The sequence below is a fragment of the Kitasatospora sp. cg17-2 genome (assembly GCF_054031055.1).
In genome coordinates this window covers 59,034-81,079 of sequence record NZ_JBSSXW010000002.1, presented here as the reverse complement: position 1 = coordinate 81,079, position 22,046 = coordinate 59,034, and the positions used below count along the sequence as shown (strand labels likewise).

Below are 22,046 nucleotides of genomic sequence, written 5' to 3'. Positions count from 1 at the left end.
GTCAGACCACCGCCAGCGGAGTCCGGCCCGCCGACGTGGCGGGTGCGTGCTCGCGGTCGGCCGGGCCGACGACGCGGACGGCGCCGTGCGTGTCCGGCAGCCACAGGGCGAGGCGGTGCTCGCGCGCCGCGGCTCCACGCCCGCCCGCCTGCACCTCGACCCGCCGGGCCCGCAACCGCCCGCGTCCCTGGCCCACACCTTCCCAGGAACGGGACACCACCCGCAGCCGCACCCGCGCGCCCGGCCACGGCCCGTCCACCACCAGCGCGCAGCCGGCGCGCCGTGCCACCGTCACCAGCCGCTCCGCCACCCGGGCGTCCACCGCACCGGCCGGGCGCAGCAGCAGCACCCCGACACCGTCCGCCAGTGCCAGGGCCGCTGGCGCCCAGCGCTCCCCCGGCGCCTCGACCACCACCAGGCGTGCCAGGTCCACCCCCAGCTCGGCCGCGGCCAACAGGCCCAGCCCCTCGAACCCGAGCGCCGCGCACCAGGTGCCGGACATCGTCGCGGCGGCGGCCAGCGCCAGCAGCAGCGCGGTTCCACCGCCGCTCACCGACACCACCGCGCCCGGGCGCAGCCCGCCCTCCGGAAGAAGTCCTCCGAGCGCGGGCAGCACCGGCACCAGCGGCCCCGGACGGGACAGCTGCAACTGGGGCGCCAGTGCGGCGAGGGATGTCTCCACAGCTCCAGAATCGAACATCTGAACGAAAAAGGGAAGCTGGAATTCCGATTGCCAGAAATCGGTCACGCGTTCGAACTGGAGGGATTACCACAGGTCACAGCTGTGACGAGAAGGCTGGTTGTCCCGGCACGTGGCCTGTCGCAAGTGATCTTGATGTCCTGTGACAGCGGACCCTGGCCGATTGCCACTGAAGGTTGACCGACACGGTTTCGTGCCAGTGAAGGTTGACCGCTCCGTGGTTGTGTCAGCGATGGTTGACCAGCCGAGGGGCCTCGGTCCCAGGGGTGCAGGGTTCTATGTGCCAGCGGCGCCTGTGGCCGCAGGCTCGGAGACCCGTCTAGGCGAAGGTCGGTGCTGGTCCGGTCCCTAGGAGCCCGATCACTCGGCTCGGACCCGATGCAAGGTGCCGCCGCCGGTCAGCCCATGATTGGCGCCATGGAGAGCGCCGTCGAAAAGATCAAGGTCTGGTTCCGGTTCGTCCCCCGCGAGGGCTGGTTCCCTCAGGACATCGAGGGCCTGTGGGCGACAAGGCTCAGCGCTGACACGGCCGCGATTGAGAACGTGCCGTTCCTCCTGGACGGTGTGGCCGAGGGGACGTTGTTAGGTTCCGGACCGACTCGGACGGGCTGCACTGGGCTGTCGGGCGGGTCAGTTCGGCTGGCAACTGCACGGTTCGCGTCGTGCCTGTCCCCTCCGGGCCGCTGGGACGCAGCCCTCAGGCGGTGCATCAACGCCTGGCTGTCTTCGACCTCGGCGGTGAAGTCATGAGCGAGGACTTCCCCATGGTCGCCTTCAACGTGCCGGCCGGGGCGGACTTCGCCGGGATCAAGGCACTGCTGGATCAAGGACAGGACGAGGGCTGGTGGCACTACGAGGTTGGCTGCGGGACCGACGAGTGGCGGAGCGCCTGACTCCACGTCCTCACGGTCACGGGACACCGGGACCGGAACCGCGCCCTGATATGCCGCCCTGCCCCAGGTGGTGGCCGCTGCCGGGGCCCGGCTACGGTCTCGGGATGAACAGCTCGACTGCGACACCCGGTGCCCCGGCTTGTCCCGAAGCGCTGCTGCCCCGACTGGCCGACGACGAGGAGGTCGTCGCGTTCTTCGCCGGGGTGGCGGACCTCGATGCGACAAGCCCGTCCGACCACGGATTGGAGGACGGGGTCCGTCTGGCCTCCGGGGGCCGGCTGGAGCAGTTCGCGCGGGCGGGCTCGGGGGACGCCTTCTGCTTCGTCGGCGAGGGCGGGGAGGAACGCCCCGTGGTGTACGTGAGCCTCGACGGCGAGGCCGGACCGATCGCACTCGGACTGCCCGACCTGGTGCAGCTGTGCCTTGTCGCACCGTGGTGGCGGAACGCTCGCCGACGGACGGACGAGCAGCTCCGCGCCATCGCCGACGAGTACCGGGAGGACCTGCCCGAGTTCGACGAGCGGCGCGACCGCGCGGCCCGGGCCCTGGGCCTCGATCCGGCCGCGCTGCCGTCCGAGGCAGCGGTCCTCGCCCGGCTCTGGGAGCTCTCCCGGGGGCCGGTCGCGACGACCTGCCTGGTCCTCGGACAGGAGGGCGACCCGCTGGACCCCCTGTTCCGTGCCGACCGGACCTGACCGCCCACCCAGTCACCCCAACCCGGCTCGCAGCCGGCCAGCGGCCGAACCTCGCCGAGCCACCGTCACGTCCGGCGAGCGGTACACCGGTGACCGGCCGGCGGCCCCGGTGGGGTCGGCTCCCGCTGCGCACGCACCCGGTCCCGTCGGCGACGGTCGGCCGCTGGCCCGCAGGACCCCCGTTCTGCGAGCCCGGTGCCCGCCACCACCTACGGGCCGTGTCGTTGGACCGGAGGTGAGCGTGGACGATCTGCTGAGTCGAACATTCCCGGTGCGGGCCGCCGCCGACCGAGGGGGTCTGCGGGTGACCGGGTTGGACCCGGACTCGCACTGGGCGAAGTTCCTCGGCCCGGGAACTGAACACGAGCAACTGGTGAACGACGCATGGATCTCGCTGGTCGGCGAGTGCGGCGCGGCCGCCGCGCTCACCGCCAGCCACGGCATCACCTGGGACACCCCCGTCGTACGGGAGCAGCGGGTGCTGGCGCTGGCCGGCGCGGACGACCGGGTCGTGGACATGGTCGCCCTGGCCTGCCGTCAGGACCGGGTCCGGCGACCGTGGGAGTTCGAGGCCGCGTTCGCCCGTCGCACCGCCCGCGTACTGCCGGCGGATCTGACCGGCCTGCAGGGCCAGGACATCGCGCCGCTGCGCAGCGCCCTGCTGGCCACGGACCTGCTGGAGGACGTCGACTACCGCGCGCTGGACGCTTCGCAGGCGATGATCCGCTTCAACCGGGCGGTTGTCGCGCTGGCCGCCTACCGGGCCGTGGTGCACCACATCCCGGGCCCGGCCGCGCTGGACGTGGTCACCTGCGCCGAGCCGGAACCCGCGATGAAGGCCAGCCTGCGGCTGCCGGCCGCATGGGCGCTGGTGATGCACGACGCGGTCCCGCTGCACGCCGCGGCCGCCGACGACCGGGCCCTGGCCGAGCTGCTGGAGCACGGCCGGATCGACGCGGGCCGCCGCCCGGCGGTGATCGGGGCGCTGCTGCGCGCGCAGCCAGGGCCCGGGCTGCACCTGGACACACGGATGGGCTGGCTGTGGCTGACGAGCGTGGACGGGGCCGGGGTCCGGCACCGGTTCCTGCAGCCGGCGGCGTTCGGCACCCACCCGGCCGGTCGGGTCCTGTACTCCTACGCCGCGCAGCTCGCGTTCGGGTGCTGGACGCCGCCGACCGGCCCGACCGGGCCGCCGCCCGCGGGGCGGTTCTCCCAGCGGGCGGTTCGCCGCGCGGTGCGCACCCCGGAGGCAGCCACGGGCGCCTACCAGGGCGTGCACGTGCTGCGGCTGACCCCGCCTCCGGACCAGTCGGCCGACGGCAGGTCCGCGGCCTGCGGGCCCGGGAGGCGCCTGGCCCACGGCACCTGGCGTCGCGCGCACTGGCGCTACCGCGTCCGCGTCGGCGTACGCACGGAGGAGGGGAAGCTGGTCGGCCCGGTCTACAAGGCCGGTGTGGAGGGCGAGACGTTCACCTACGAGAGCCGGTTTGTCCCGCGCACCCGGATTCGCCCGGACCTGCCGTTGCGGAAGGAGACCACCGTCTACACCGTAGACGGATACTGACAAGCCGCCACCCTGCTTGCGAGCCGCTACGCCGCTCCCGCCCCGGTGCCGCCGAACTGGCCGCGGTGGCCGAGATGTTCGGAACCCACCGTCACTGGCTGGACGCCGCCCGGGCCCAGGAGCCCGATGTCGCCGGGACCACTTGACGACGACGGCCCCGCGGTGTGCTGCGCGGTCCTTCGTTCCGGGGTGAGGCCAGGGGCAGTCGGGACCGGGAGGGCTCCAAGTCGCTAGCCTGGTCAGGAGCACCCCGTGTCATTGAGAGGCTTGTCCGTGCGAGAAGACCGTCCGACCATCTCCGCCGACGAGGATGCGCTCATCAAGGAGTTGCTGGGCCGCAGTGACCATGAGGACCATCCGGGGCTGATGGCCCTCGGTGGGCTCGGTGCCCGCGAGGGTGCCCTTGCGGTCGACCTGGGCTCCGGGTTTCTCGGTCGGCCGCTGCGTACATCCCGTGACCTGCTGCGGCGTGCCGATCCCTGGGGGATCCAGCCGGACGATGCCGTACGGGTCCTCGACGCGGACGAGCCGGCCGCGCTGGACTTCCTCGCGGCGCTGGTCCGACTCGGGCTGCTGAGCGGACCGGGCTCCGGTGACGGGCGCGACTCCCGGGCCTGGAAGCTGACACCGACCGGTCGGGTGCTCGCCTTCGCCTCCGGGCGCAGGCCCTCCAGCCGGGCCGCCGCCGACGCGCTGGTCGCCAAGGTGCTCAAGGCCGCCGCCGCGATCAACGAGAACCCGGACGAACACCTCTGGTGGGTGAAGTCGATTCGCGCGGTCGGGCACTACGCGGACCCCTCCCGGGAGAAGTTTCTTCACATCGACCTGGCCGTCCTCCTCGTGCCCAGGCTCGACGACCCGCGCGAGCAGGCCAAGGCGCAGCAGCGGATGCACGACGACGCGCTCGACAGTGGCTCGACCGACCGGGTCCTGGACATGTTCGGCTACGGGCACTGGCGAACCCGCCTCGCCCTGGCCGGCCGCAGCAAGTCCGTGCGCCTCTTCGCGCACCCCGACGGGGTCGAGGGCCCGGTGCTGTTCGAGGAGCTCCGGGACCTGACCGTCGAAGCCGCACCCAGCGCGGCCTACGAGCCTCCCACCGACCCCGTACCGGCCACGGGTTGCTCCTGGTGCCGCCAGCAGCTCCCCAGTACCCGGGTGGCTGCCCCGGGCGAGTCCATCGGCCGCTCCCCGATCGCGCTGTGCGACTCCTGTCTGCCACTGGGCCGCAACGGGACATCCGGGTTCCTCGACTATCTGTCCCTGTTCAGAGCGGTCCGCCAGACCCTCGACGCCCTGGCCGCCGAGCCCTACCACCTGGCCGGTTGTGCACTGTGCGGCAACAACCGGGCCACGCGGGGCCAGTGGTGGCCGGACCGTGGGCGGCAGCAGGCGGTGCCGGTGACACTTCGGCTCTGTACGATCTGCCCGGGCCTGCTGGGGCTGGCGGACCGACCGGACCGGGAGGACTGGTGGCTCGGGCGCCACGAGGAAGCGTGCCTCGCCGGGTTCCACGCCCGTTTGCGGGCCGCCGCTCGCGTCCCCCTCCCCCGCGGCGAGCGCAAGTCCAAGCACCGGCAGCTACCCCGACTGACCGAGGTCCACCGCCGGCTCCTGGACGACGTCCGCAGCGCCGGAGTGCTCTCGGCGGTCGACCTCGCCCGCCGCAGGGATCGTCCGCATCACCAGAACAGCAAGTGGTGGGCGATCCGCATCGACCACCTGCAGCAGCACGACCTGGTCACCGCCGTCGGCGCGGACGGCAACCCGTGGACCGGCGGGGTCAGGATCCTCCAGGACGACGAACGCGCGCTGCGCAGCGAACTGCTCGCGCTCCACGTCCCCGGGCCGGTCTGGGACGGGACCGAGGTGACCGAGCCGCAGCCGCCGGCGGGCTGGAGTTCGCGGTGGACGGCGCTCGCGACCCTGCGGGCCGAGCACGACCACCTGGCCATGACCGCCGCTGCCGCGACGGCGGCCCGGCCGTGAACGCGCGGTACGGCGCCAAGGCGCCCGACCGGCAGAGGCTGGAGCAGGCGGGGGTGGCCCTGCCTGACGTCCACCGCCAGCACGATCCGGCCGTCGTCCGTCCGAGGCAGGGGTAGCCCGGCCAGTTCGGCACGCAGCCGGTCCGCCCCGATCCGGCCGCAATTGAGCCCGTCGTAGAGCGCGCCGTGGCCGCGCCGATGCTCGGCGGTCAGCGTGAGGTCGACCAGCGACTTCACCGGTCCGTCGGCGCACAGCAGCGCGTCGGTGAGCTCGAACAGGACATCCGCCCGGGCGGTCAGGCAGTCGTAGAAGCCCGTCCGGAAGCGGGACAACACGGACAGGGACTCGACCCGGTCGGCATCGTCCAGCAGAGTCATCCACACGGCCTTGGTCAGTGATCATAGGTGCTTCGCAACGCACATGATCACGCCAGGGCCGTTCCGTTGTCCGGCGAACGTCGGAACTTCATCACCAGCAGGCCACGCCCCCGTCGTAGAGCGACCCGGCTCAGAGGGCTCAGAGGGGTGCCATCTGCAACTCGCCGATGACCTTCAGGCCGACTTGCGCTGCCAGCCAGGTGGCACGTCGGGCTTCGACCTGCTTGACGTGGACGTACACCGTGTGGTCCGCCGAGGGCTCCTCAAGGTAGAGGTCGCGGGCGTTCACACACAGTGTCACGTACGCACCTCTGGTGCCCCCGTAGCCGAGGCCGACCTCGGGAGCCTCCGGCCAGCCGCTGAAGTCCCAGCGCACCATGGCCGGGACGTTCCGTGCTGCGGCCAAGAACGCCTCCACGGCTTCCGAGGCCATGCACCATCGGCTCATAAAGATCGGAAGGCACTCTGACGGAGAGTCGCCCTCACGTGAGGAGCCGTGTCGGTCGGTTCCATAGGACCACCAGTCAGCATCCGGCATCTCTCCGGTCAACCGCTTCAGCTCGTCGGCCGTGGAGGCCCGTGCTTCGAAGTCGACTTCGAGTTCCCCGGTGTCAGCGAGATCAAGCAGTTGCCCAACAACTCGCAGTGCCTCGGCGACATCGGTCGTCCTCAGCACTGCCTGCGCGTACGAGTTGCTCATGACGAGCAGTCTGCCAACCCGCCCCTTCGGTCGACGATCGAATATCTGAACAGCGTCCGGCTCAACCTAAGCCGCACCCTGGCGGCCCGCCAAGGTTAAAGAACAAGCTTAGCCCTTCGGCACCGGACTGCGGAGGCCTCGCCGCGGCCTTCGCGCCGACGAGGGCCGTGCCCCCTGCGGCGCCGATCTGAGTACGGATGCTCAGGAGACCTACTGGGTCAGACGCGTACGGTGGCGGCACGAGGCGCAGTTTGGGGGTCGGGTTGTCCGGCAAGGTGTGGGTGCAAGCGGCTCTGGTCGCGGTGGCGGGTGTCGCTCTCGCGGTCGGGGTGATGGTCGTGCTGCTGATCGGTGCGTGGTGGTCCCTCGGGTCCGAGGACTACTACTCCAAGCCCGCGCCGGAGGTGGTCCGCCACACGCCGCAGCAGTTCCATGAGCTCAGCGAGCGGACCGTCCAGGACACGCTGGGGAGCCTCGGCCTGGTACTGAGCGACCGGGGCTGCACCGTCGACCGGTACGAGAAGCGCTCGGACGGCACGCCGAGCAGGCTGGCCGTCTTCGACCGGCGGTTCACCGTCCGTACCCGGATCGGTGCGTCCCACCGGCAGGAGCTCAAGGACCGCATCCAGGCCGCGTGGCAGCAGCGCGGCTACCGGCAGGAGCCACCGGTCTGGACCCCGAGCAACCCGGCCGAGGAACCGGAGTACCTCAGCGCCGAGATGTCGGAGGGGATCGGCGTGTGGGTCGCGCTCTCGCCACAACCGGACGGGACGGTCACCCTCACCATGTCCGTCAACGGCACCGACGTCGCGTACGCAGCGGAGCACGCCCGGCCGCTCTCGCCCCTGCGACCGGACACCGAGGACCCCTACTGGTCCCACTGACTTGAGCACACCCCGGTCAACAACGTCGTCGTGCCGGACCGGTCCGCGGGGAGGGCGGGAGGGCGGGCGGGCGACAGTTCACCGCGGCCGACGGCCGGGGCAGACGAGAGCCATGTACGCGCAGCACGGCAGCAAGTCCTCAGCAAAGCGGCGCACTACCATCAGTCGTGGCCGTTGAGCGGAGGCGGAGGACATGGAACAACTCCGGGTGGGCGACCTGACCGCGATCTGCGACCGCTGCCTGACACCTATCCCCGATGGCGGGGGCGTCCTGGAGGTCGACACCGCGGCCGCCGACCGTGCACTGCGGCGCTGGCGCGCCAAGATCGGTACGGACCCGCTCGCCGTCTTCGCCAGCACACCCGGTACCCGGGCAGTGCCGTGGAACACCCGCCACCACAGCTGCGGCCGGCCGCCACGTTTTCCCTGCACGATCGCGGTCGAGCGCATCCGTACCTGGCCCGGTCTGCTGCACTGGGGCAGCCACCTCGCCGGCAAGTACTGGCTCCCCGCCACCGACTGGCACGACCTCACCGTCCGGGCCGTCGAGCCGCTGCGCGCGGCGGTCAGCGGAATCCTGCCCGCGCAGCCCCGTGACCCGCACGACGGCCCGATCGGCGACCGGCCGCAGTGACCGCTGGGGCGAGAGCAGGCCCCAAGGTGTCCCTCCGTCTCCACCACGCTCGGCAAGCACCGTCCGTGGCATGGCCGCGACGGGCGTAGAGCGGGTCACGGCCCTTCCGGGCTGTGCCCGTCCAGGTCTACGATTTCGGTCACGGCGGCCCCACCACCGCAGCAGCGGGCCGCGAGCAGGGACGGGCTTCTCCTCCAGGCTGCCCGCCTCCGGCCGGGACACCGGACATCCCCCCGCCTCCGGCGTCCCGGCCGGACCGCACCAGGACCGACACCCCGGCCGCTTGAGGAGCTGGCCGCTCCACGCCGCGGTGCGCGGCCAGCACCGGCCCGCGGACTTCACGGGCGCCGCGCCGTCGCAGCAGCCGGGCCACCGTCGTCGTCCGGGCACCCGTGGCGAACATGTCGACCAGCATCACAGTGGGACCGGTGACGGGGGAGCGGACCTCAAGCTCCTTGGCGTGGGCCTGGGCGGCGTCCCGCTCGGTCTGCCACAACGCGCAGGTGGCCGCCGATGCCGCAGTCGGGGCGGTCTTGACCGGCTCCGGCTCGTCCGGGTCCGCGATCGGCCACCGGCCGGTGCGGTCGGCGTCGCCGGCCGTCCGCACGATCGCCCCGCCGTGGTGCGGGCGGCGGTCGGGCGGGGTCGGGTTGCCGATGATCACATCGATGTCCTCGGCCTCGGCGGCACGGGTGCCCAGCCACCCGACGGTCAGCCGACCGTAGCTCATCGCCCGGCCCAGTCCGGAGTCGTACCTCGGCCGAGTCAGGGCCTGCCTCGTCGCGCCGTCGTACATCGCCACCGCCTCCACCCGGTTGAAGTGACGCTCCTCCAGCGGCCAGCCGCAGATCCGGTTGCCGCAGGGAGCACCGGAAGCGGACAGGGTCCGGCTGCAGACTGGGCAGTGCACCTCGGCAGCCGGCGGCAGCGTGGCGCCGGCACACGAAGCACGGTGCGCGCCGGGGCGCCGGGGCGCCGGGGCGCCGGGGCGCCGGGCGAGGACGTCGCTCCAGCTGCGGCCGCTCGGGCCGGGCCTCGACCGGGGAAGTCCCGCCGTGGACCCCGTCGACCTCCCGGGCCGGCCCCGGGTGGGCGCCGCGCCCCGACCAGCCGATCAGGGCGCGACCGTGGCAGACCGCGAACGGGTGACCGGGACCGTCATCGTCAGCTCCACCACGCCAGGGCGGCGGTGTTGATCGCCAGGTGCACGGTGTTGTCGGCCACGATGACCAGCGCGTTCGCCAGTCCGGCCGGGACGGTCACCGGCGAACCCTGGTTCTTCTGGACATCGGCCCACGCGACCCGGTGGGCGGCCGGTGCCAGCCGGTTCCGGGCCCAGACCAGGTACTTCGCGGCCCGGTACCGGTCCAGGACGATGTGCGTCACCACGATCACCGCCAGCGCGGCCGGTGACCGGGTGATCAGCACGAACGGCAGCCCGTAGGTCACGCCGTGCACGGCCGCCGGCCACCACCGCCTGACCTTCTCCGTCGCCATCCAGTGCGACTGGATGAGGAAATCGCCGGCCAGGTGCGCGAGGAGGCCCTCGAAGAACGGCATCAGGCGGCCTTCCCGGTCCCCGACGAGCGGCGCGCAGCACCTGCGGGCCGGGCCCTGCCGGCCCCCCCAGGACGCGGACACACCCCCGGGCCCGGGTCGGGGTGCGCGGGCAACGCGGCCGGCGTACGAGGTCAAGGACACGGGTGCCCATCTCTGGTTCAACTGCGGCTCCATGAAGAATCGTTGACGGACAACCAGGCTGGCAAGGAACCGGACCGCCTCGTGCAGCCAATGCGCCTGTGGTGAAGATGCCCCGTGTGGTATTCGTGCGCCTGACAAGGGGCGCCCGAGGGCGACCCGGGCGAAGGAGATCCGCTGCCGACCTCGCGGCCTGGCCGGGAATCTCCGATCGGCGGAGCTTTGGCCGAGAGCCGGGCGAGCGCGGGCCCGGCCGCACCGCCCGTGCCGGCCGCCCGGGTCGTCCTTGGCCGACACCACTCCGAATCGCGTCCACCGACCCGGCCTCCTGCCTCGGGGCCGGGACCTGGGGGTCGTCGCCGTCGACTTCTCCCCCGTCCGGGCACCCGGCCCCGCGACCACCGCCAGGGGGGGGACCGGGCAGTCCTGCACCGCCGACGCCAGTGGTACCGGCCACGACCATGCGCCATCGCCGCCAACGCCTCGCCGGCCACCGTGGCCCGGTTCGGCGCAGCCCGCCGCCTGTACAGGCGGGTCCGGGTGCGGGTGCGGCTTCTGCGTCGGGATCTGAAGATCGCCGAGGCGGCCCGATGCCGGGGGCGTCAACTCCTGAACCGCTCCGGGAACGGATGGTTCTCCGGTCGGTCCGGTGCCGGTGGTCAAGGGGCGACCGGCTGTTCCCCGAATCGGAACACGGTGATCCGTAATTCTTTACCCGGCCGTCGTGAACGTTTCAAACCGTCGACCGAAATGCTGGTCCCAGACGCGCTCCGGGTTCGCCAGACCACACACCGTCACGGAGCGGGCAGCCATCGAGAAGTGAAGGACCAGCACGTGACGACCCCCGATCCTGTCGGGCCGCTGACCGGCGTTCCCGTCGGACAGCCCGACCGTCACCGAACCACGGGTTCGGGTACCGCCTCCGGAGCGGGACCCGCCCCCGCTCCGGCGCGACCCCGCCGCCGTCGCAGCGCACCGCGCGGCGCGGCCCCCGACCCGACGCGGGGGGCGTGATGAGCGACACCCAGCCGGCCGACGCGGCCGACGCCGCCGGAACCCGCGCCCCGAACCCGGCCGAGCTGCCCATAACCTTCGCCGCGTTCCACGACCTCCACGCCCAGCGCTACACCGACTACGCCTTCGCCCACCTCCCGGACGAGAGCATCGTGCGGGAACTGGTCGACGACGTCTTCGTCGCCCTCGCCGAACGCTGGAACCGCGTCCTGGCCCAACCCAGCCCCGCCGCCTACGCCTGGGCCCTGCTGCGCCGGGTCGTGGAGGCGGAGTGCGCCCGCCGCGACGAGCACCTCGCGCTCATCGAGGAGGCCGCCTTCGCCTACGCGCTGATCGAGCGGGGAAAGCGGGTCCTCGAACTCGTCGACGGCTCCATGGTGGACGACCTCGGTGTCGGCATCAGCGTGGCCCGCGCGATCCAGGACCTGCCCGGACGTCAGCACGACGTCGTCGTCCTGAGGTTCCTGGCCTGCTACGAACCCGCCCAGATCGCCGACGTGATGGGCATCGAGGACGTCACCGTCCGCTCCCTGGTCTCCCAGGCCCGAACCCGACTGCAAGCCCGCCTCGCGCCGCGCCGGACCGTCGAGCCCGGCCGTTCGCCCGACGACGAGGAGTGATCCACGTGAACCCGCTCGACCACCTGCTGGCCGGGGGCGGCATGCGCGCCGTAGCCCCTGCCCCCGCCTACGACCTGGCCGACGGCCGCCGACGCATCGCGGAGAAGCTCGCCGCCCGCCGGGCCGGCGCCGCCTGCGAGGAGCAGGACGGCGGCCGGGGCGGGTGCACCGCCCCCGCACCGAAGCCGACCGCCTGCCCGCCCGCACGAACCGACACACCCGGGTCCGGCCCGGGCCGCGACAGGACCGTCCTGCCGACGGACCTGGAGGGCCTGACCTTCCACGACCATGCCGAGCGGGATCTGCGCACCATCGCCACCATGATCATCGCCGAGGGGGACGCGGCGGCCTCGCTGCACCGGCTGGTCAACGACCACACCGTCGAACCGCGCGGGGCCCTCGTCTTCGCCTGCCTGCTCCACCTCGCCGGCCGCTACCAGGAGGCCCAGTTCTGGTGGCAGTTCGCCGGCGGCGCCGAGGACGCCACCGCCTGCTTCTGCCTCTACCTCCACCACGCCCGCCTGGGCGAGCTGAAGGCGGCCGAGCACTGGTTCCACCAGTCCGCCCGCCTGGAGGCGCTCCCGGCGGACCGGCGGGCCGTGCCCCCGGCCCTTCCCCCCGTGCCGGACTACTACCTGGCCTGCCTGCCCTGGGTCGGTGAGTACCTGCTGGCCGCCGGAGGCGTCCAGGGGCAGCCCGAGGTCGTGCTGCGCGAGGCGCTCGAGGACCTCGCCATCGTCCGCGACGCCGAGTACGGGCCGATCAGCCTGCCCACCGACGACCTCGCCGAGCAACTCCACGACCTGGTGTGCCCGTAGCGGGCCCGGCGGCGCCCGGTCACCGGGCGCCGCACCACCCCGATCGGTACAGGTACCTGTACCTGTACCTGTACCGATCGGGGACGGTCCGGGCCGTCCGGACGCGCCGGAGAGCAGAGGCACACATGGATACGAACGACCACTCCCCGGCGGCAGCAGACGGTGGTGGCACCGAACGGAGGCGGAAGTCCATCGACGCGGTGGTGACGATCGCCAGTCTGGTCGTCGGCCTGGGGAACCTCGGGTTCACGCTCTGGGAGAAGCTCAGCGGCTTCTTCCGGGCGTGAGGCGTGGCACCGCGCGCCGGCCGCGCGCCACCGAGCTCGGCTTCCCGCCCACAACGGCGGCGTCTCCCCCGCCGCGCCCGGCGCCGCCGCAGACGGTGAGCGGCCGGACCCGCCCGCATCCACTGGCGCAGCCGCGGATGCGGGCGGGCCCGTTCACCCGCACGCTGAAGGCGGTCGGCCCCGCTGTCCGAACCCCCGAGCGGGCGGCAGGGCCGGCCTACCGAACCGTCGGCACCGATGTTCGGCGCACGCGATCACGTGCGCGTACTCGGTGACCGCCGCCAGCACCTTGAGCACGGCGTGCGTGCCGATCCTCGTGGTGACGCCGCACAGCATCCGGCCGCACCTCCTCCACCATGTCGGGCACGGACAGGGTCGGCCCCGCCACGGTCGTGTCCGGGGCGGCGGCGATGCTCATCCGGCAGCCCCCCCGACTCCGGGTGGCAGCGATCGCCGGGCGACACCGGTCCGCCGGGCGTGTCCGGGTCGTCGACCGGGGCAGGATCCGTACTGCGGCCGGGTCGTGGAGCAGCCAGGATCTCTGCTTGTCCTCCGCCTCGGCGCGCGAGCCCGGACAGCACCGTGAGCGCGTCAGCCCCAGGGCGGCCCTCCGGCGTGGTCGCGTCGTCGTCCCACCGCACGTGCGATCACCCGCGCGGTGCTGTCGGGCGTACCGGGCGGAGGACGGGCAGAATCGGCCGTAGCACAATTGTTCGATACGCTGACGGGGTGATCACACGCCAGCTGCCCGGCCGCTTCGGGAGCGCCCGGCGCCGCGGCCGGTAGCGTGACGCCGACCCCACCGAAGGACGGACCACATGCGCCCTGCCCGCGTCCAGCTCCTGCTCCTCGACGCCGCGGCCGCACTTCCCGGTGCCTCGGCGAGGACGTTCGCGGAGGCCGGCCACACCAGGCACCCCTTCGGGATCACCGTCGAGGCCGCCGGCCGTACATCAGGCTGGCAGATCGCCGTCACGAGCGCCCCGGGCGAGAACCTGACCGGCGGGGACGATCCGGCTCCCGTCCTGGGCGAGAAGCCGCCCGCGATGGAGGTCCCGGCCCTCACCGACGACCCCGCGACCGTTGAACGCGCCCTCGTCGCCCGGCTGCTCGCGGCGGACCCGGGCGAGATCGTCTCCGTCGACCTCTACTCCACCCGACCCGTCCCGCCGGCCGTCGGTTACGGCGCGACCATCGACTACCACGACGGATCCCGCCTCTTCATCAGCCACGTCCGCTAGAACCGGGCCCCCGACCACCGAGGCGATGCCCCCACCGACTCGAGCGGATCGCCGACCGGCTGAAGAAGAGCGGCCCGCACCTCGCCGGACGGATCCGCTGTTCCGTCTCAGTGGAGCTGAACCAGTCTCAGTCGATCTGCACCAAGTGGCCACGCGTCTCAGTCAACCTCGGCCAAGTTCTGATCTGTCTCAGTCTTCCTGACCTGGATCTCTAGCCTGTCCTCGACGGTCGTTCTGCCAGGTCAGCGCCGAGCAGGGGGTGGCTGGTGGAGGCGGAGGACTTCTGCCTGGAGTACGTCGATGCGCGCGGGAAGGTGTGCCGCGGGCCGCTTGAGGTGATGTGGCCGGTCCGGTTCGAGGATGGGTCGCCGGTACGCGGTTTCTCGTCATTCAAGGGGCAGCGCAACTTCACCGGCTGGTACTGGGCTGCGACCGGATGGACGCCCACACTCACCTCCTGCGAGTCGCGGAGGCAGTCGACGTCCACCCGTCTCGCCCCGTCTGAAGACGGGACACACCGCCCTGAACATGCGGCGTGCGAGGCGCGGCCGGGGGCTCGTGGTGCTGCTGACCGACTTCGACCTCGCCGACTGCCCGCTGCGCGGGGCTGTCCTCACCTCCGGGCTGGACCCCGATGGCGCACTGCCCGCAGGCGGTCGGCTCGGTGGCGGCCTGGTTCCGGCGCTCGGTTCGGGTGCGAGGTGCCGGAGCCGTTCCTTGTACGCGAGGGACCATTTCGGTTCGATTACGGCGCGTCCCTTTGATCGACCTTTGAGAGGAAGTAGGGTTTTCGATCTTTTGGCACCGGCGCCCGGTCGCATTCATAATTCCCGCCAGACGCACGAGGGGGCGGGTGGCTCGCGAGCCACCGACGGTGCCCTCGAGCTTCCCGTGCGCACACTGCCCGACCCACCCTGGGAGACCTCCCTTGTCTGCGCACGATCACGGGCAGCCCCTCGCCGATCCGGCGCAGGATCCACCGGCTTCCCTGTCCGCCACGCTCGAGGGCGCCGCCGTTCCCGATCACCTACCGACAACGGCACCGGCCGTCGCACGGAGCCTGCCGCGTGCTGCGGGGGTGGGCCTGGCCGCTCTGGGACTTCTCGCCGTCGCGGCGACCAGCGCCTTTGTCACGGTGGCCGTCGGCAGGCCGGACCCGCGGCCCGCCCCGGCCGCCGCGCCGGCAGTCCCGACCACCACCACGGCCACCGTGCCCCCTGCTGAACCTGCCCCCACCGCGAGCGTCCCCGCGCCGGCCAGCACTGTCCGGGGTACGGTCAGCAACGGCCGCCACGACGGCGACCTGCGCTTCTTCCTCCTCCCGATCCCAGAGGGCGGCGAATCCTACGGCCCGGCCGACGGCATACCGGTGACCGACGAGGACATGGCCGAACAGATCAGCGGCGGGGCGGAGATCATGACCGCCCTGCGCGCCTTCGGCTACAAGGACGCCGCCACCCGGACCTACCGCACCAAGGACGGCAAGGCCGAGGTCACCGTCACCCTGCTGCGCTTCACCACCGCCGCGCGGGCCGGCGAGTTCGCCAGGAGCTACACCATGGACCTCCCCTCGGTGGAGATCGTCGGCGACCCGGCCGCCCACGGCTACGTCCGCAAGCCGAAGCAGCAGGCCTACACCGGCTCCACGAGCGGCATCTCCAGCCAGGGCGACGTGCAGTACATCATCGACGTGGACATGAAGGGCGACCCGGACAAGGCGCTGCTGAACGACGTGATGAAGCGTCAGCGCGACTGGCTGATCTCCGGTCGTTGAGCCCCGCCCCTGTCATCCCTCCCCCTTCTGGAGCCCTCGCGTGACTACCGAACCCGTGGCGCCGTCGCCCGCCCGGCCGCCGGCCGTACCGCCTGCCGCCGGCCCCGCGGTCGCACCTGCCGCCCCTCGCGGGCCACGCCGTCCGCGACCGGTACTGCTGCTGGTGTGCGGCCTGGTGCTCGGCACCGTGGCCGGCAGCGGCGTCGGCTACGCGATTCAGTCCGGGCGCCCCCCGACGCCGCTTCCACGGCTCCAGGTCGCGCTGCCGACGTACCCGTCCGAGGTGGTGGATCCGACCGCCGCCGCGGCGGCCGCGCCGTCGCCCCTCGCCATCGAGGGCGACCTGCGCAAGCTGCTGGTCACCGCACCCAGCGGCAGCAAGCCGTGGGACGACCAGCCCGAGACGCCCAGCTGGATCACGGTGGGCGAACTCGCCGACCGCAGCAAGGGGGCCGCCGACATCTTCAGAGCGCTCAACCAGCAGGGCTTCCGCCGCGCCGCAGCGGTCGCCTGGCGCCAGGGCGGCCTGGACATCCAGGTCACCCTGACCCAGTTCAAGGCCGACTTCGCCAGCAAGGCCGACAACGCCAGATGGAACAAGGGCGAGTACGAACCCTTCGCCCCCGAGGCCAACGGCGGGTTCCGGATCGAGAACACCCCCGCCTACTGGGCCGAGACCACCGACCAGTACTACCTGGGCCTGGCCGTCGCACAGCGCGGCACGGTGCTGATGGAGGTCAGGGTCTTCGGGACGAAGCCGGTGGACGCCGAGGTCGTCAAGAACCTCGCCAGGCAGCAGTGGGAGCGTCTGACATGACCGACAGCACCGTCACCGGAACCCCGGAGCCGGAATCCCGAACCCGGGCCACCGCGCCGGTACCCGCCCCCGCGGACGCACCGCCCGGTACTGCCACGGCTTCCCGCCGGATGCTGCGTGCCGGCGGCGCGACGCTCGCGGCAGCCCTGGTCGGTGTCGCCGTCGGCGCGGCCATCATCGAGGTCCGCTACGACGATCCCCCACCTGTCGCGGCCGCCCCGCCGCCGACCGTGCCGACATCCCGCTCCGTACCGTTCGGCGCGAAATCCAACGGCAATCACTTCGGCTCCCTGCGCGACCTGTTGCTGCCGGTACCGGACGACCACGAGCCCGGGCCGGACGACGGCGCGTTCGGCAACGACACCGAACTGACCGGCGACCAGATGGCCGCCGCGTTCGAGGACGACCTCGGGCCGCTCCCCGAGGAGCAGCGGAAGAAGCTGCGGCAGTCCTGGAAGGATCTGCACGTCAAGGCCACTGGGGTGCGCACCTACACGAACAAGCAGGGCGGCCTTGTGATCGGCATGAAGCTGCACCAGTTCAACCAGCAGGAAGTGCAGAAGGCCAACGAGTTCACGGCGCTGTTCACCGGCGACTCCGGGATCTTCCGCCTCGGCCCGGCCGTGCCGGGCCATCCCGAGGCGCACTGCTACCTGCCGCCCGCGAAACCGTCCGCGCCGATCGACCGGATGACCTGTTCCGCCGCCGAGGGGGACCTCCTGGTGGTGATGGACGCCGAAGGCGTGGCGCCACTGGCCAAGGACCGGATCGTCGGCCTCCTCGCCCAGCAGCTAGACCGCCTCGCCCGCCCGGGAGCCTCCGCATGACCGACCGCGACAGTCCCGCCGTGCCGGACGCCGCGCCGCCCGCAGCAGCGGCGAAGGGTGCTCCGCTGCCCGACGGCCCGGCGCCGGCCGTCGCGGACCCCTCGGACACCCCGCCGCCGTCGGGCTTCGCCCCGGGCCCACCGCCGACGGACGACGAACGCGCCGCCCGCCGCACCCGGCGGCGAAAGGCCGCGGTCCGCTGGTGCGCGGCCGCCGTGATCTGCGTGCTGGCCGGCACGGGCAGCACGCTCGCCGTGACCGCGTCCGAGCGCACCGACCTGCCCGGGCTGGCCACCGAGAGCGACGGGCGCTACACCTTCCCGCCACTCGCTCTTCCGCCGTTGCCCTCGGGCAAAGCAGCCCCGAAGGAGAACAAGAGCCGCCACGCCGCGGACCTTAGGCACCTGCTCCTCCCTGTCCCGGCGGAGGCGGGAGGTCCGCTCACCCCTGCGGCGTTCCCACCGCCCACCGCGCCCGGGAGCGGCCCCGCCGCAGCGAGCACCGGCCCCACGGCCTCCACCACCATCCCTGGTTCACCCGCACCCGCTGCCGCTGCGACCGGCGCCGTCTGGGTCGACTGCAACGACCTGGCCGCCGAACAGAAGGACCCGGCCAAACTGCGTGCCGCGCTGACCCAGTACGCCTGCCAGGCCGCCACGGTCCGCGAATGGACGGCCTCCGACGGCACCCGGACCCAGATCCGGCTGCTCTCCTTCGGCTCCTCCCACGAAGCCTGGTCCGTGTTCACTGCCTTGCGCGACGGCGACGACCCGAAGGGCATCGCGGGCCTCGGAAAACTCGCGCCACAGGGCTGGGACGAGGTCTACGGCATCACCCTCGCCACCCGCGCGACCCGCACCGCCGACACCAGCACCCCGCCGCCCGCCCGACTCGCCCACCTCGCCGCCGGCGACATCGTGGGCGTCATCACCATGACCAACCCGACAGGCGTACCGGCCGCCGCGTTCCAACAGGTGGTGACCCTCCAATCCGACCTGCTGGCCTGAACCGGAATCAACGTCGCCGGGATCGTCCACCGGTCACTCCACGGCCGGTCGCCGACCGGGCGGTGCAGTGGGGACCGGCACACTTCGAGCGCCACCACCGTCGGGACGGCAGCCGACCTCACCGGCCGGCCCGTCGTGCTCCAGCCAGGCCGCGCGGCGGGTCAGCCTCGGCTGGAGCCGGTCCCGGGCCCGAGCGACGGCGGTGCCGTAGCGGCGGGTCGCGGTGGTGGTGACCGCCTGCTCCTTGCCCCAGGTGGCGGGGTCGCCGAAGACGAACTCGCCACCGTGCTTGGGCGGCCGGCCACGGGCCGGGTTCGCCGCCGCGAACTCCGCGCGGCTGGGCGCCAGCGGCGCATCACCCGGTCCGAGCGGAGTCGGCCGAGGACCTGCACCGGCAGACCCGCGAGGAGGTGGGCGATACGCGGGGCGTCGTAGCCGGCGTCCGTCACCACCAGGACCTCCGGATCACCGGCCTTCCACTGCCCAGCTGTGATCAACCGGACCGCCACGTCGCGGAGCTGGGCGGTGGTGACGGCGGCCAGATCGGCCCCGGGCGCCAGGCGAACCGCGTCCAGGACGGCGGTCCACGAGGTCCGGCCGGCCTCCAGCGCGACCACGAACGAGTACGGCCAGCCGGGGATCATCTGGTGCTTGGCGTCGCCGCGACCGTAGGTGTGGCAGAACGAGCGGTCCGGGCAGGTTCCGGCGTCCGGCCGCAGCCACGGGGAGACGTCGACGGCGAGCACCAGGCGGCCGTCCGCGGCGCGGGGCAGCGGCAGGCCGGCCAGCTCGGCCCGCAGCCGGTCGACGTCGAGACGGCCCCGGTTCAGTGCGCCGTACAGGGCGCCGTGCCCGCGCCGGTGCTCGGGAGCCAGCGCCAGGTCCACCAGGGTCTTCACCGGGCCATCGGCGCACAGCACCGCGTCGGTCAGCCCGAACAGCGCATCACGCCGCCCGGTCAGGCAGTCGTAGAGGACCCCCGGACGCGTGACAGTTCCGCCAGCGGATCGCCCAGCACACCCTGTTCCACCACGCTCACCAGCACGGCCTTCGCGTCGAGTCCTGTACCTCCTGGAGGTCCAGAATCATGCGGGGGCGGGTCCGCTGTCCTGGAAATCCCCATGTGGGTGACCTGTGCTCGCCGTCGGACCGCTACTGCGGCAGGCAGGGATCCCCGACCGTCGGCCTCCTCCGCTCGCCCTCGGGGGTGAAGGTCAACGATCCGCGGAACGAGCCGCCGTCGAAACGCACTGCGAGGAGCAATGGTTGCGCATGTTCGGGCGGCCACGGTTCGGCCCCCGGTTCGCTGCCGTTCCACAGGTGGAAGACCACCGCCGGCTGCTGCTGATCCTCCGAGAGGTAGCCGAGCGTCTTCCCGTACAGAGGATTGTTCCCTCCGAACAGCACAGAGGGAGGGCCGAACTCCGCCGTCACGTCGGCCCAGGTGCGGTCAACTGCGGCCCACCCCCGGACTCGGCTCGTGAGGGCCTCGTACTCCTCAGCCGTGAGAACCCGATCGGGCTTGAGCCAGCCGCGCCGGTGTGCGAACTCCGCGTACAGCGAAGCGACTTCGCAGCAGTCAGCCTGCGCGGGGAAGACATCCTGGAAGGCCCCGCTGGGGCCGATGGGGGTCCAGAGCCCCTGCTCCTCCCAACCCTGCTTCAACTGGTTCCACGCCTCAGGCTGGCGCTCGATGAACAGCAGGTGGTCAATCAGGATCCGGAAAGCCACCTCGCCCCCGTACATCCCGGGCCGGCGCAGGGCGAGGTTGAGCTGATCAATGAGGTGACCGTAGATCTCTTCGGCAGCGGCAAGCGGAGTAGGAAGCGTCACGCACACAGTCTTCCGCATGGAAGATCACCACGATCACCTGTTCCACTGACGAAGACGCGTGGATAAATCACAAGCTCAGCGCGGGCCGGACCGCGTCCAGCCGCCTCCAGAGAGGGCCACAGCAAGGTCCGCTCGTCCGCGCGCCCGGCACCCAGCGGTGGCAGCAGGGCCGGGACGGACCAGGCCATCAGCGGGTCGGAATCGTCGCCGATCAGCCAGCGGGGGCCGTCGTCATGACGGGTGTAGGCCACCGAAAGTGCCGCGCAGAGCCGGTCGTTGGTCGTGGATGATCGCCTCGGGCCCGACGATGAGCCGGGGACGGCTCCTTCGGATGCTGACCCGCCACCTCAACAGGCTGGTGGGAGCGCGCACCACGGGCGAGCTGCTCCTGACCAGGGAGGACGTCGAGGACCCCGCCGACGGCCTGCCGCCGGACCTGCGGGCCCGCCTGCGGGAGATCGAGCAGTCCCTGTTCAAACCGTGCGCGCGGTGCGGGCGGACTACCGGGCCAAGTGCAAGGCCGGCCCGCCCGCCCCGGACCGCGGTGCCCCGTGAACGACGGGGTTCCGCGTAGCCGCCCCCGTCCTGTACGGGACTCCGTACAGTCTGTACGGAGTCCCGTACAGGAGAGGTGACGCGGTGCCGCAGACCACCGAGCACGACGACCCGCGGCCCGACGGCCGCCACGGTTCCGAGGTGCCGACCGCCGTCGGCCACGAGGACCGCGAGCTGGTCGGCGACGCCGCGCTCACCGACGCCGCCGAGTTCACCCACACCGTCCTGCACGGCCTGCGCCTGCTGCGGCACCTGCATCCGCAGACCCCCGGGGACCACCCGGCCGGCGACGGCGCCGAGCTTCGCGCCCTGCTCGCCGTCGTCCAGACCCGACTGATCCCCCGCATCGTGGGCCTGCGCGACGCCCTGCTGCGCGTCCACCAAGAACACGGGCTCGGCTCCTACGGCGACCTGGCCGAGGCCGTCGGCATGCCGCGCTCCACCGTCTCCACCAAGCTCCTCGTGCTGTCGGGCACCGACCCCACCGAGCACGAGCGCTGGGCCACGGGCACCCCGGCCCCCGTCGCGGCGGCCGAGCTGTCCACCGAGGAGATGCTCGCTCTGGTGCAGCCGTGGTTGCTCGTTCTCACGACAGGCGCCGCCAGCCCTGACCAGGCGTTCGACGCCGCCGAGCTGCTGCGGCGGCTCGCGGCGAAGGCGGGGTGGCGTCCGGGCGCACTGCCCTGCGACACGGGGGACGCGGCGATCGACCTGATGCGCCGCGTCGACCAGGACGGGCCGCAGGTGTGGACGGCCGGCGACCTGCGGGCCCTGCTTCCCGGCGAGGAGCCGGAGGACTGGCTGCCCGGCTACGGACTCGACCCGCTGCCCGCCGCCCTGCCCGCCGACGACCGGGCGCCCGTCCTCGTCTACCGGGCCGGCAAGCCGGGCATGACGCTGCCCGCCGCCGCGAAGCGCGGCCGGGCCGCCCTGGCGGCCGCCGCCGAGCGCTACCTGGAACTTCACCACCTGGGCCCGGCCGGCGACCACCGGTAGACCGACCGTCCGGCCCGTCGGATCGGTCCCGACCACTGCCGACAGCACGTCCACCGGCCCAGCCGCTCGAGACCGCACGAACAACTCCAGGTGGAGAGCAGCCTGGACAGCTGCGAGACCCTC

Annotated in this window: 19 protein-coding genes and 3 pseudogenes; 15 read left to right on the top strand and 7 right to left on the bottom strand. The window is 72.5% G+C overall.

Going from position 1 to position 22,046, the window contains the following annotated elements; genetic code table 11:
• Position 1: 1 nt before the first annotated feature.
• Positions 2 to 682, bottom strand: coding sequence for a hypothetical protein (locus ACW14Y_RS41090; protein WP_380300825.1), 681 nt, complete (start codon positions 680 to 682; stop codon positions 2 to 4).
• Between the two features lie 423 nt (positions 683 to 1,105).
• Here ACW14Y_RS41090 and ACW14Y_RS41085 point away from each other — a divergent pair.
• The 4 genes and pseudogenes from ACW14Y_RS41085 to ACW14Y_RS41070 all read left to right on the top strand — a co-directional run bounded on the left by ACW14Y_RS41085 (position 1,106) and on the right by ACW14Y_RS41070 (position 5,841).
• A pseudogene (locus tag ACW14Y_RS41085) lies at positions 1,106 to 1,593 on the top strand (DUF4265 domain-containing protein).
• A gap of 242 nt (positions 1,594 to 1,835) precedes the next feature.
• Positions 1,836 to 2,288, top strand: coding sequence for a hypothetical protein (locus ACW14Y_RS41080; protein ID WP_456988548.1), 453 nt, complete (start codon positions 1,836 to 1,838; stop codon positions 2,286 to 2,288).
• Positions 2,289 to 2,592: 304 nt separating this feature from the next.
• Positions 2,593 to 3,852 (top strand): hypothetical protein, encoded by a 1,260-nt coding sequence (locus ACW14Y_RS41075; RefSeq protein WP_456988546.1) that lies wholly within the window; start codon positions 2,593 to 2,595, stop codon positions 3,850 to 3,852.
• A gap of 273 nt (positions 3,853 to 4,125) precedes the next feature.
• Complete coding sequence (locus ACW14Y_RS41070) at positions 4,126 to 5,841, top strand: hypothetical protein (RefSeq protein WP_456988544.1); 1,716 nt, start codon at positions 4,126 to 4,128, stop codon at positions 5,839 to 5,841.
• 65 nt (positions 5,842 to 5,906) lie between these two features.
• On the opposite strand, the pseudogene ACW14Y_RS41065 reads toward ACW14Y_RS41070, so the two are convergent.
• Together ACW14Y_RS41065 and ACW14Y_RS41060 are read right to left on the bottom strand one after the other, a co-directional pair.
• A pseudogene (locus ACW14Y_RS41065) lies at positions 5,907 to 6,218 on the bottom strand (transposase); the annotation flags it as partial.
• Between the two features lie 139 nt (positions 6,219 to 6,357).
• The gene (locus tag ACW14Y_RS41060; protein ID WP_380300815.1) at positions 6,358 to 6,918 is read right to left on the bottom strand and encodes a hypothetical protein; all 561 of its coding nucleotides are present in this window, start codon (positions 6,916 to 6,918) and stop codon (positions 6,358 to 6,360) included.
• A gap of 281 nt (positions 6,919 to 7,199) precedes the next feature.
• Between ACW14Y_RS41060 and ACW14Y_RS41055 the strand changes: the two genes are divergently transcribed.
• Together ACW14Y_RS41055 and ACW14Y_RS41050 are read left to right on the top strand one after the other, a co-directional pair.
• The gene (locus tag ACW14Y_RS41055; RefSeq protein ID WP_380300813.1) at positions 7,200 to 7,802 is read left to right on the top strand and encodes a hypothetical protein; all 603 of its coding nucleotides are present in this window, start codon (positions 7,200 to 7,202) and stop codon (positions 7,800 to 7,802) included.
• Positions 7,803 to 8,010: 208 nt separating this feature from the next.
• The gene (locus tag ACW14Y_RS41050) at positions 8,011 to 8,436 is read left to right on the top strand and encodes a hypothetical protein (protein WP_456988541.1); all 426 of its coding nucleotides are present in this window, start codon (positions 8,011 to 8,013) and stop codon (positions 8,434 to 8,436) included.
• Positions 8,437 to 8,575: 139 nt separating this feature from the next.
• On the opposite strand, the gene ACW14Y_RS41045 is transcribed toward ACW14Y_RS41050, so the two are convergent.
• Positions 8,576 to 9,346, bottom strand: a complete 771-nt coding sequence (locus ACW14Y_RS41045; protein ID WP_456988539.1) for a ComF family protein — start codon at positions 9,344 to 9,346, stop codon at positions 8,576 to 8,578.
• 254 nt (positions 9,347 to 9,600) lie between these two features.
• Entirely contained in the window at positions 9,601 to 9,996 is a 396-nt protein-coding gene (locus ACW14Y_RS41040; RefSeq protein WP_380300807.1) for a DUF3307 domain-containing protein, read from the bottom strand.
• A 1,304-nt stretch (positions 9,997 to 11,300) separates the two neighbouring features.
• Here ACW14Y_RS41040 and ACW14Y_RS41035 point away from each other — a divergent pair.
• From ACW14Y_RS41035 to ACW14Y_RS41000, 8 genes are all read left to right on the top strand, one after another.
• Positions 11,301 to 11,768: a sigma-70 family RNA polymerase sigma factor gene (locus ACW14Y_RS41035; RefSeq protein ID WP_456988537.1), complete on the top strand. Its 468-nt coding sequence runs from the start codon at positions 11,301 to 11,303 to the stop codon at positions 11,766 to 11,768.
• A gap of 5 nt (positions 11,769 to 11,773) precedes the next feature.
• Positions 11,774 to 12,586, top strand: a complete 813-nt coding sequence (locus ACW14Y_RS41030; RefSeq protein WP_380300803.1) for a hypothetical protein — start codon at positions 11,774 to 11,776, stop codon at positions 12,584 to 12,586.
• Positions 12,587 to 12,711: 125 nt separating this feature from the next.
• The gene (locus ACW14Y_RS41025; RefSeq protein ID WP_380308487.1) at positions 12,712 to 12,873 is read left to right on the top strand and encodes a hypothetical protein; all 162 of its coding nucleotides are present in this window, start codon (positions 12,712 to 12,714) and stop codon (positions 12,871 to 12,873) included.
• Positions 12,874 to 13,691: 818 nt separating this feature from the next.
• The gene (locus tag ACW14Y_RS41020; RefSeq protein WP_380308485.1) at positions 13,692 to 14,114 is read left to right on the top strand and encodes a hypothetical protein; all 423 of its coding nucleotides are present in this window, start codon (positions 13,692 to 13,694) and stop codon (positions 14,112 to 14,114) included.
• Positions 14,115 to 15,483: 1,369 nt separating this feature from the next.
• Positions 15,484 to 15,888 (top strand): hypothetical protein, encoded by a 405-nt coding sequence (locus ACW14Y_RS41015; RefSeq protein ID WP_456988534.1) that lies wholly within the window; start codon positions 15,484 to 15,486, stop codon positions 15,886 to 15,888.
• A 40-nt stretch (positions 15,889 to 15,928) separates the two neighbouring features.
• The gene (locus tag ACW14Y_RS41010; RefSeq protein ID WP_456988532.1) at positions 15,929 to 16,705 is read left to right on the top strand and encodes a hypothetical protein; all 777 of its coding nucleotides are present in this window, start codon (positions 15,929 to 15,931) and stop codon (positions 16,703 to 16,705) included.
• Positions 16,702 to 17,532 carry a hypothetical protein gene (locus tag ACW14Y_RS41005; RefSeq protein ID WP_456988530.1) on the top strand — a complete coding sequence of 277 codons (831 nt, stop codon included), beginning with the start codon at positions 16,702 to 16,704 and terminating at the stop codon, positions 17,530 to 17,532. Before ACW14Y_RS41010 ends, ACW14Y_RS41005 begins: the two co-directional genes overlap by 4 nt.
• Positions 17,529 to 18,539 (top strand): hypothetical protein, encoded by a 1,011-nt coding sequence (locus ACW14Y_RS41000; protein WP_456988528.1) that lies wholly within the window; start codon positions 17,529 to 17,531, stop codon positions 18,537 to 18,539. Before ACW14Y_RS41005 ends, ACW14Y_RS41000 begins: the two co-directional genes overlap by 4 nt.
• Positions 18,540 to 18,668: 129 nt before the next feature.
• Here the strand turns inward: ACW14Y_RS41000 and ACW14Y_RS40995 are convergent.
• Positions 18,669 to 19,578: pseudogene (locus ACW14Y_RS40995) on the bottom strand (transposase); the annotation flags it as partial.
• 113 nt (positions 19,579 to 19,691) lie between these two features.
• Entirely contained in the window at positions 19,692 to 20,372 is a 681-nt protein-coding gene (locus ACW14Y_RS40990; RefSeq protein ID WP_456988526.1) for a hypothetical protein, read from the bottom strand.
• Positions 20,373 to 21,011: 639 nt separating this feature from the next.
• On the opposite strand from ACW14Y_RS40990, the gene ACW14Y_RS40985 reads away from it, so the two are divergent.
• Positions 21,012 to 21,923 carry a hypothetical protein gene (locus ACW14Y_RS40985; RefSeq protein ID WP_456988524.1) on the top strand — a complete coding sequence of 304 codons (912 nt, stop codon included), beginning with the start codon at positions 21,012 to 21,014 and terminating at the stop codon, positions 21,921 to 21,923.
• The last annotated feature ends 123 nt before the right edge of the window (positions 21,924 to 22,046 follow it).

Coding starts and splice junctions, on each gene's coding strand:
- ACW14Y_RS41040 (WP_380300807.1), bottom strand. CDS start 9,996: ATGCCGTTCTTCGAGGGCCTCCTCGCGCACCTGGCCGGCGATTTCCTC.
- ACW14Y_RS41025 (WP_380308487.1), top strand. CDS start 12,712: ATGGATACGAACGACCACTCCCCGGCGGCAGCAGACGGTGGTGGCACC.
- ACW14Y_RS41060 (WP_380300815.1), bottom strand. CDS start 6,918: ATGAGCAACTCGTACGCGCAGGCAGTGCTGAGGACGACCGATGTCGCC.
- ACW14Y_RS41020 (WP_380308485.1), top strand. CDS start 13,692: ATGCGCCCTGCCCGCGTCCAGCTCCTGCTCCTCGACGCCGCGGCCGCA.
- ACW14Y_RS41005 (WP_456988530.1), top strand. CDS start 16,702: ATGACCGACAGCACCGTCACCGGAACCCCGGAGCCGGAATCCCGAACC.
- ACW14Y_RS41000 (WP_456988528.1), top strand. CDS start 17,529: ATGACCGACCGCGACAGTCCCGCCGTGCCGGACGCCGCGCCGCCCGCA.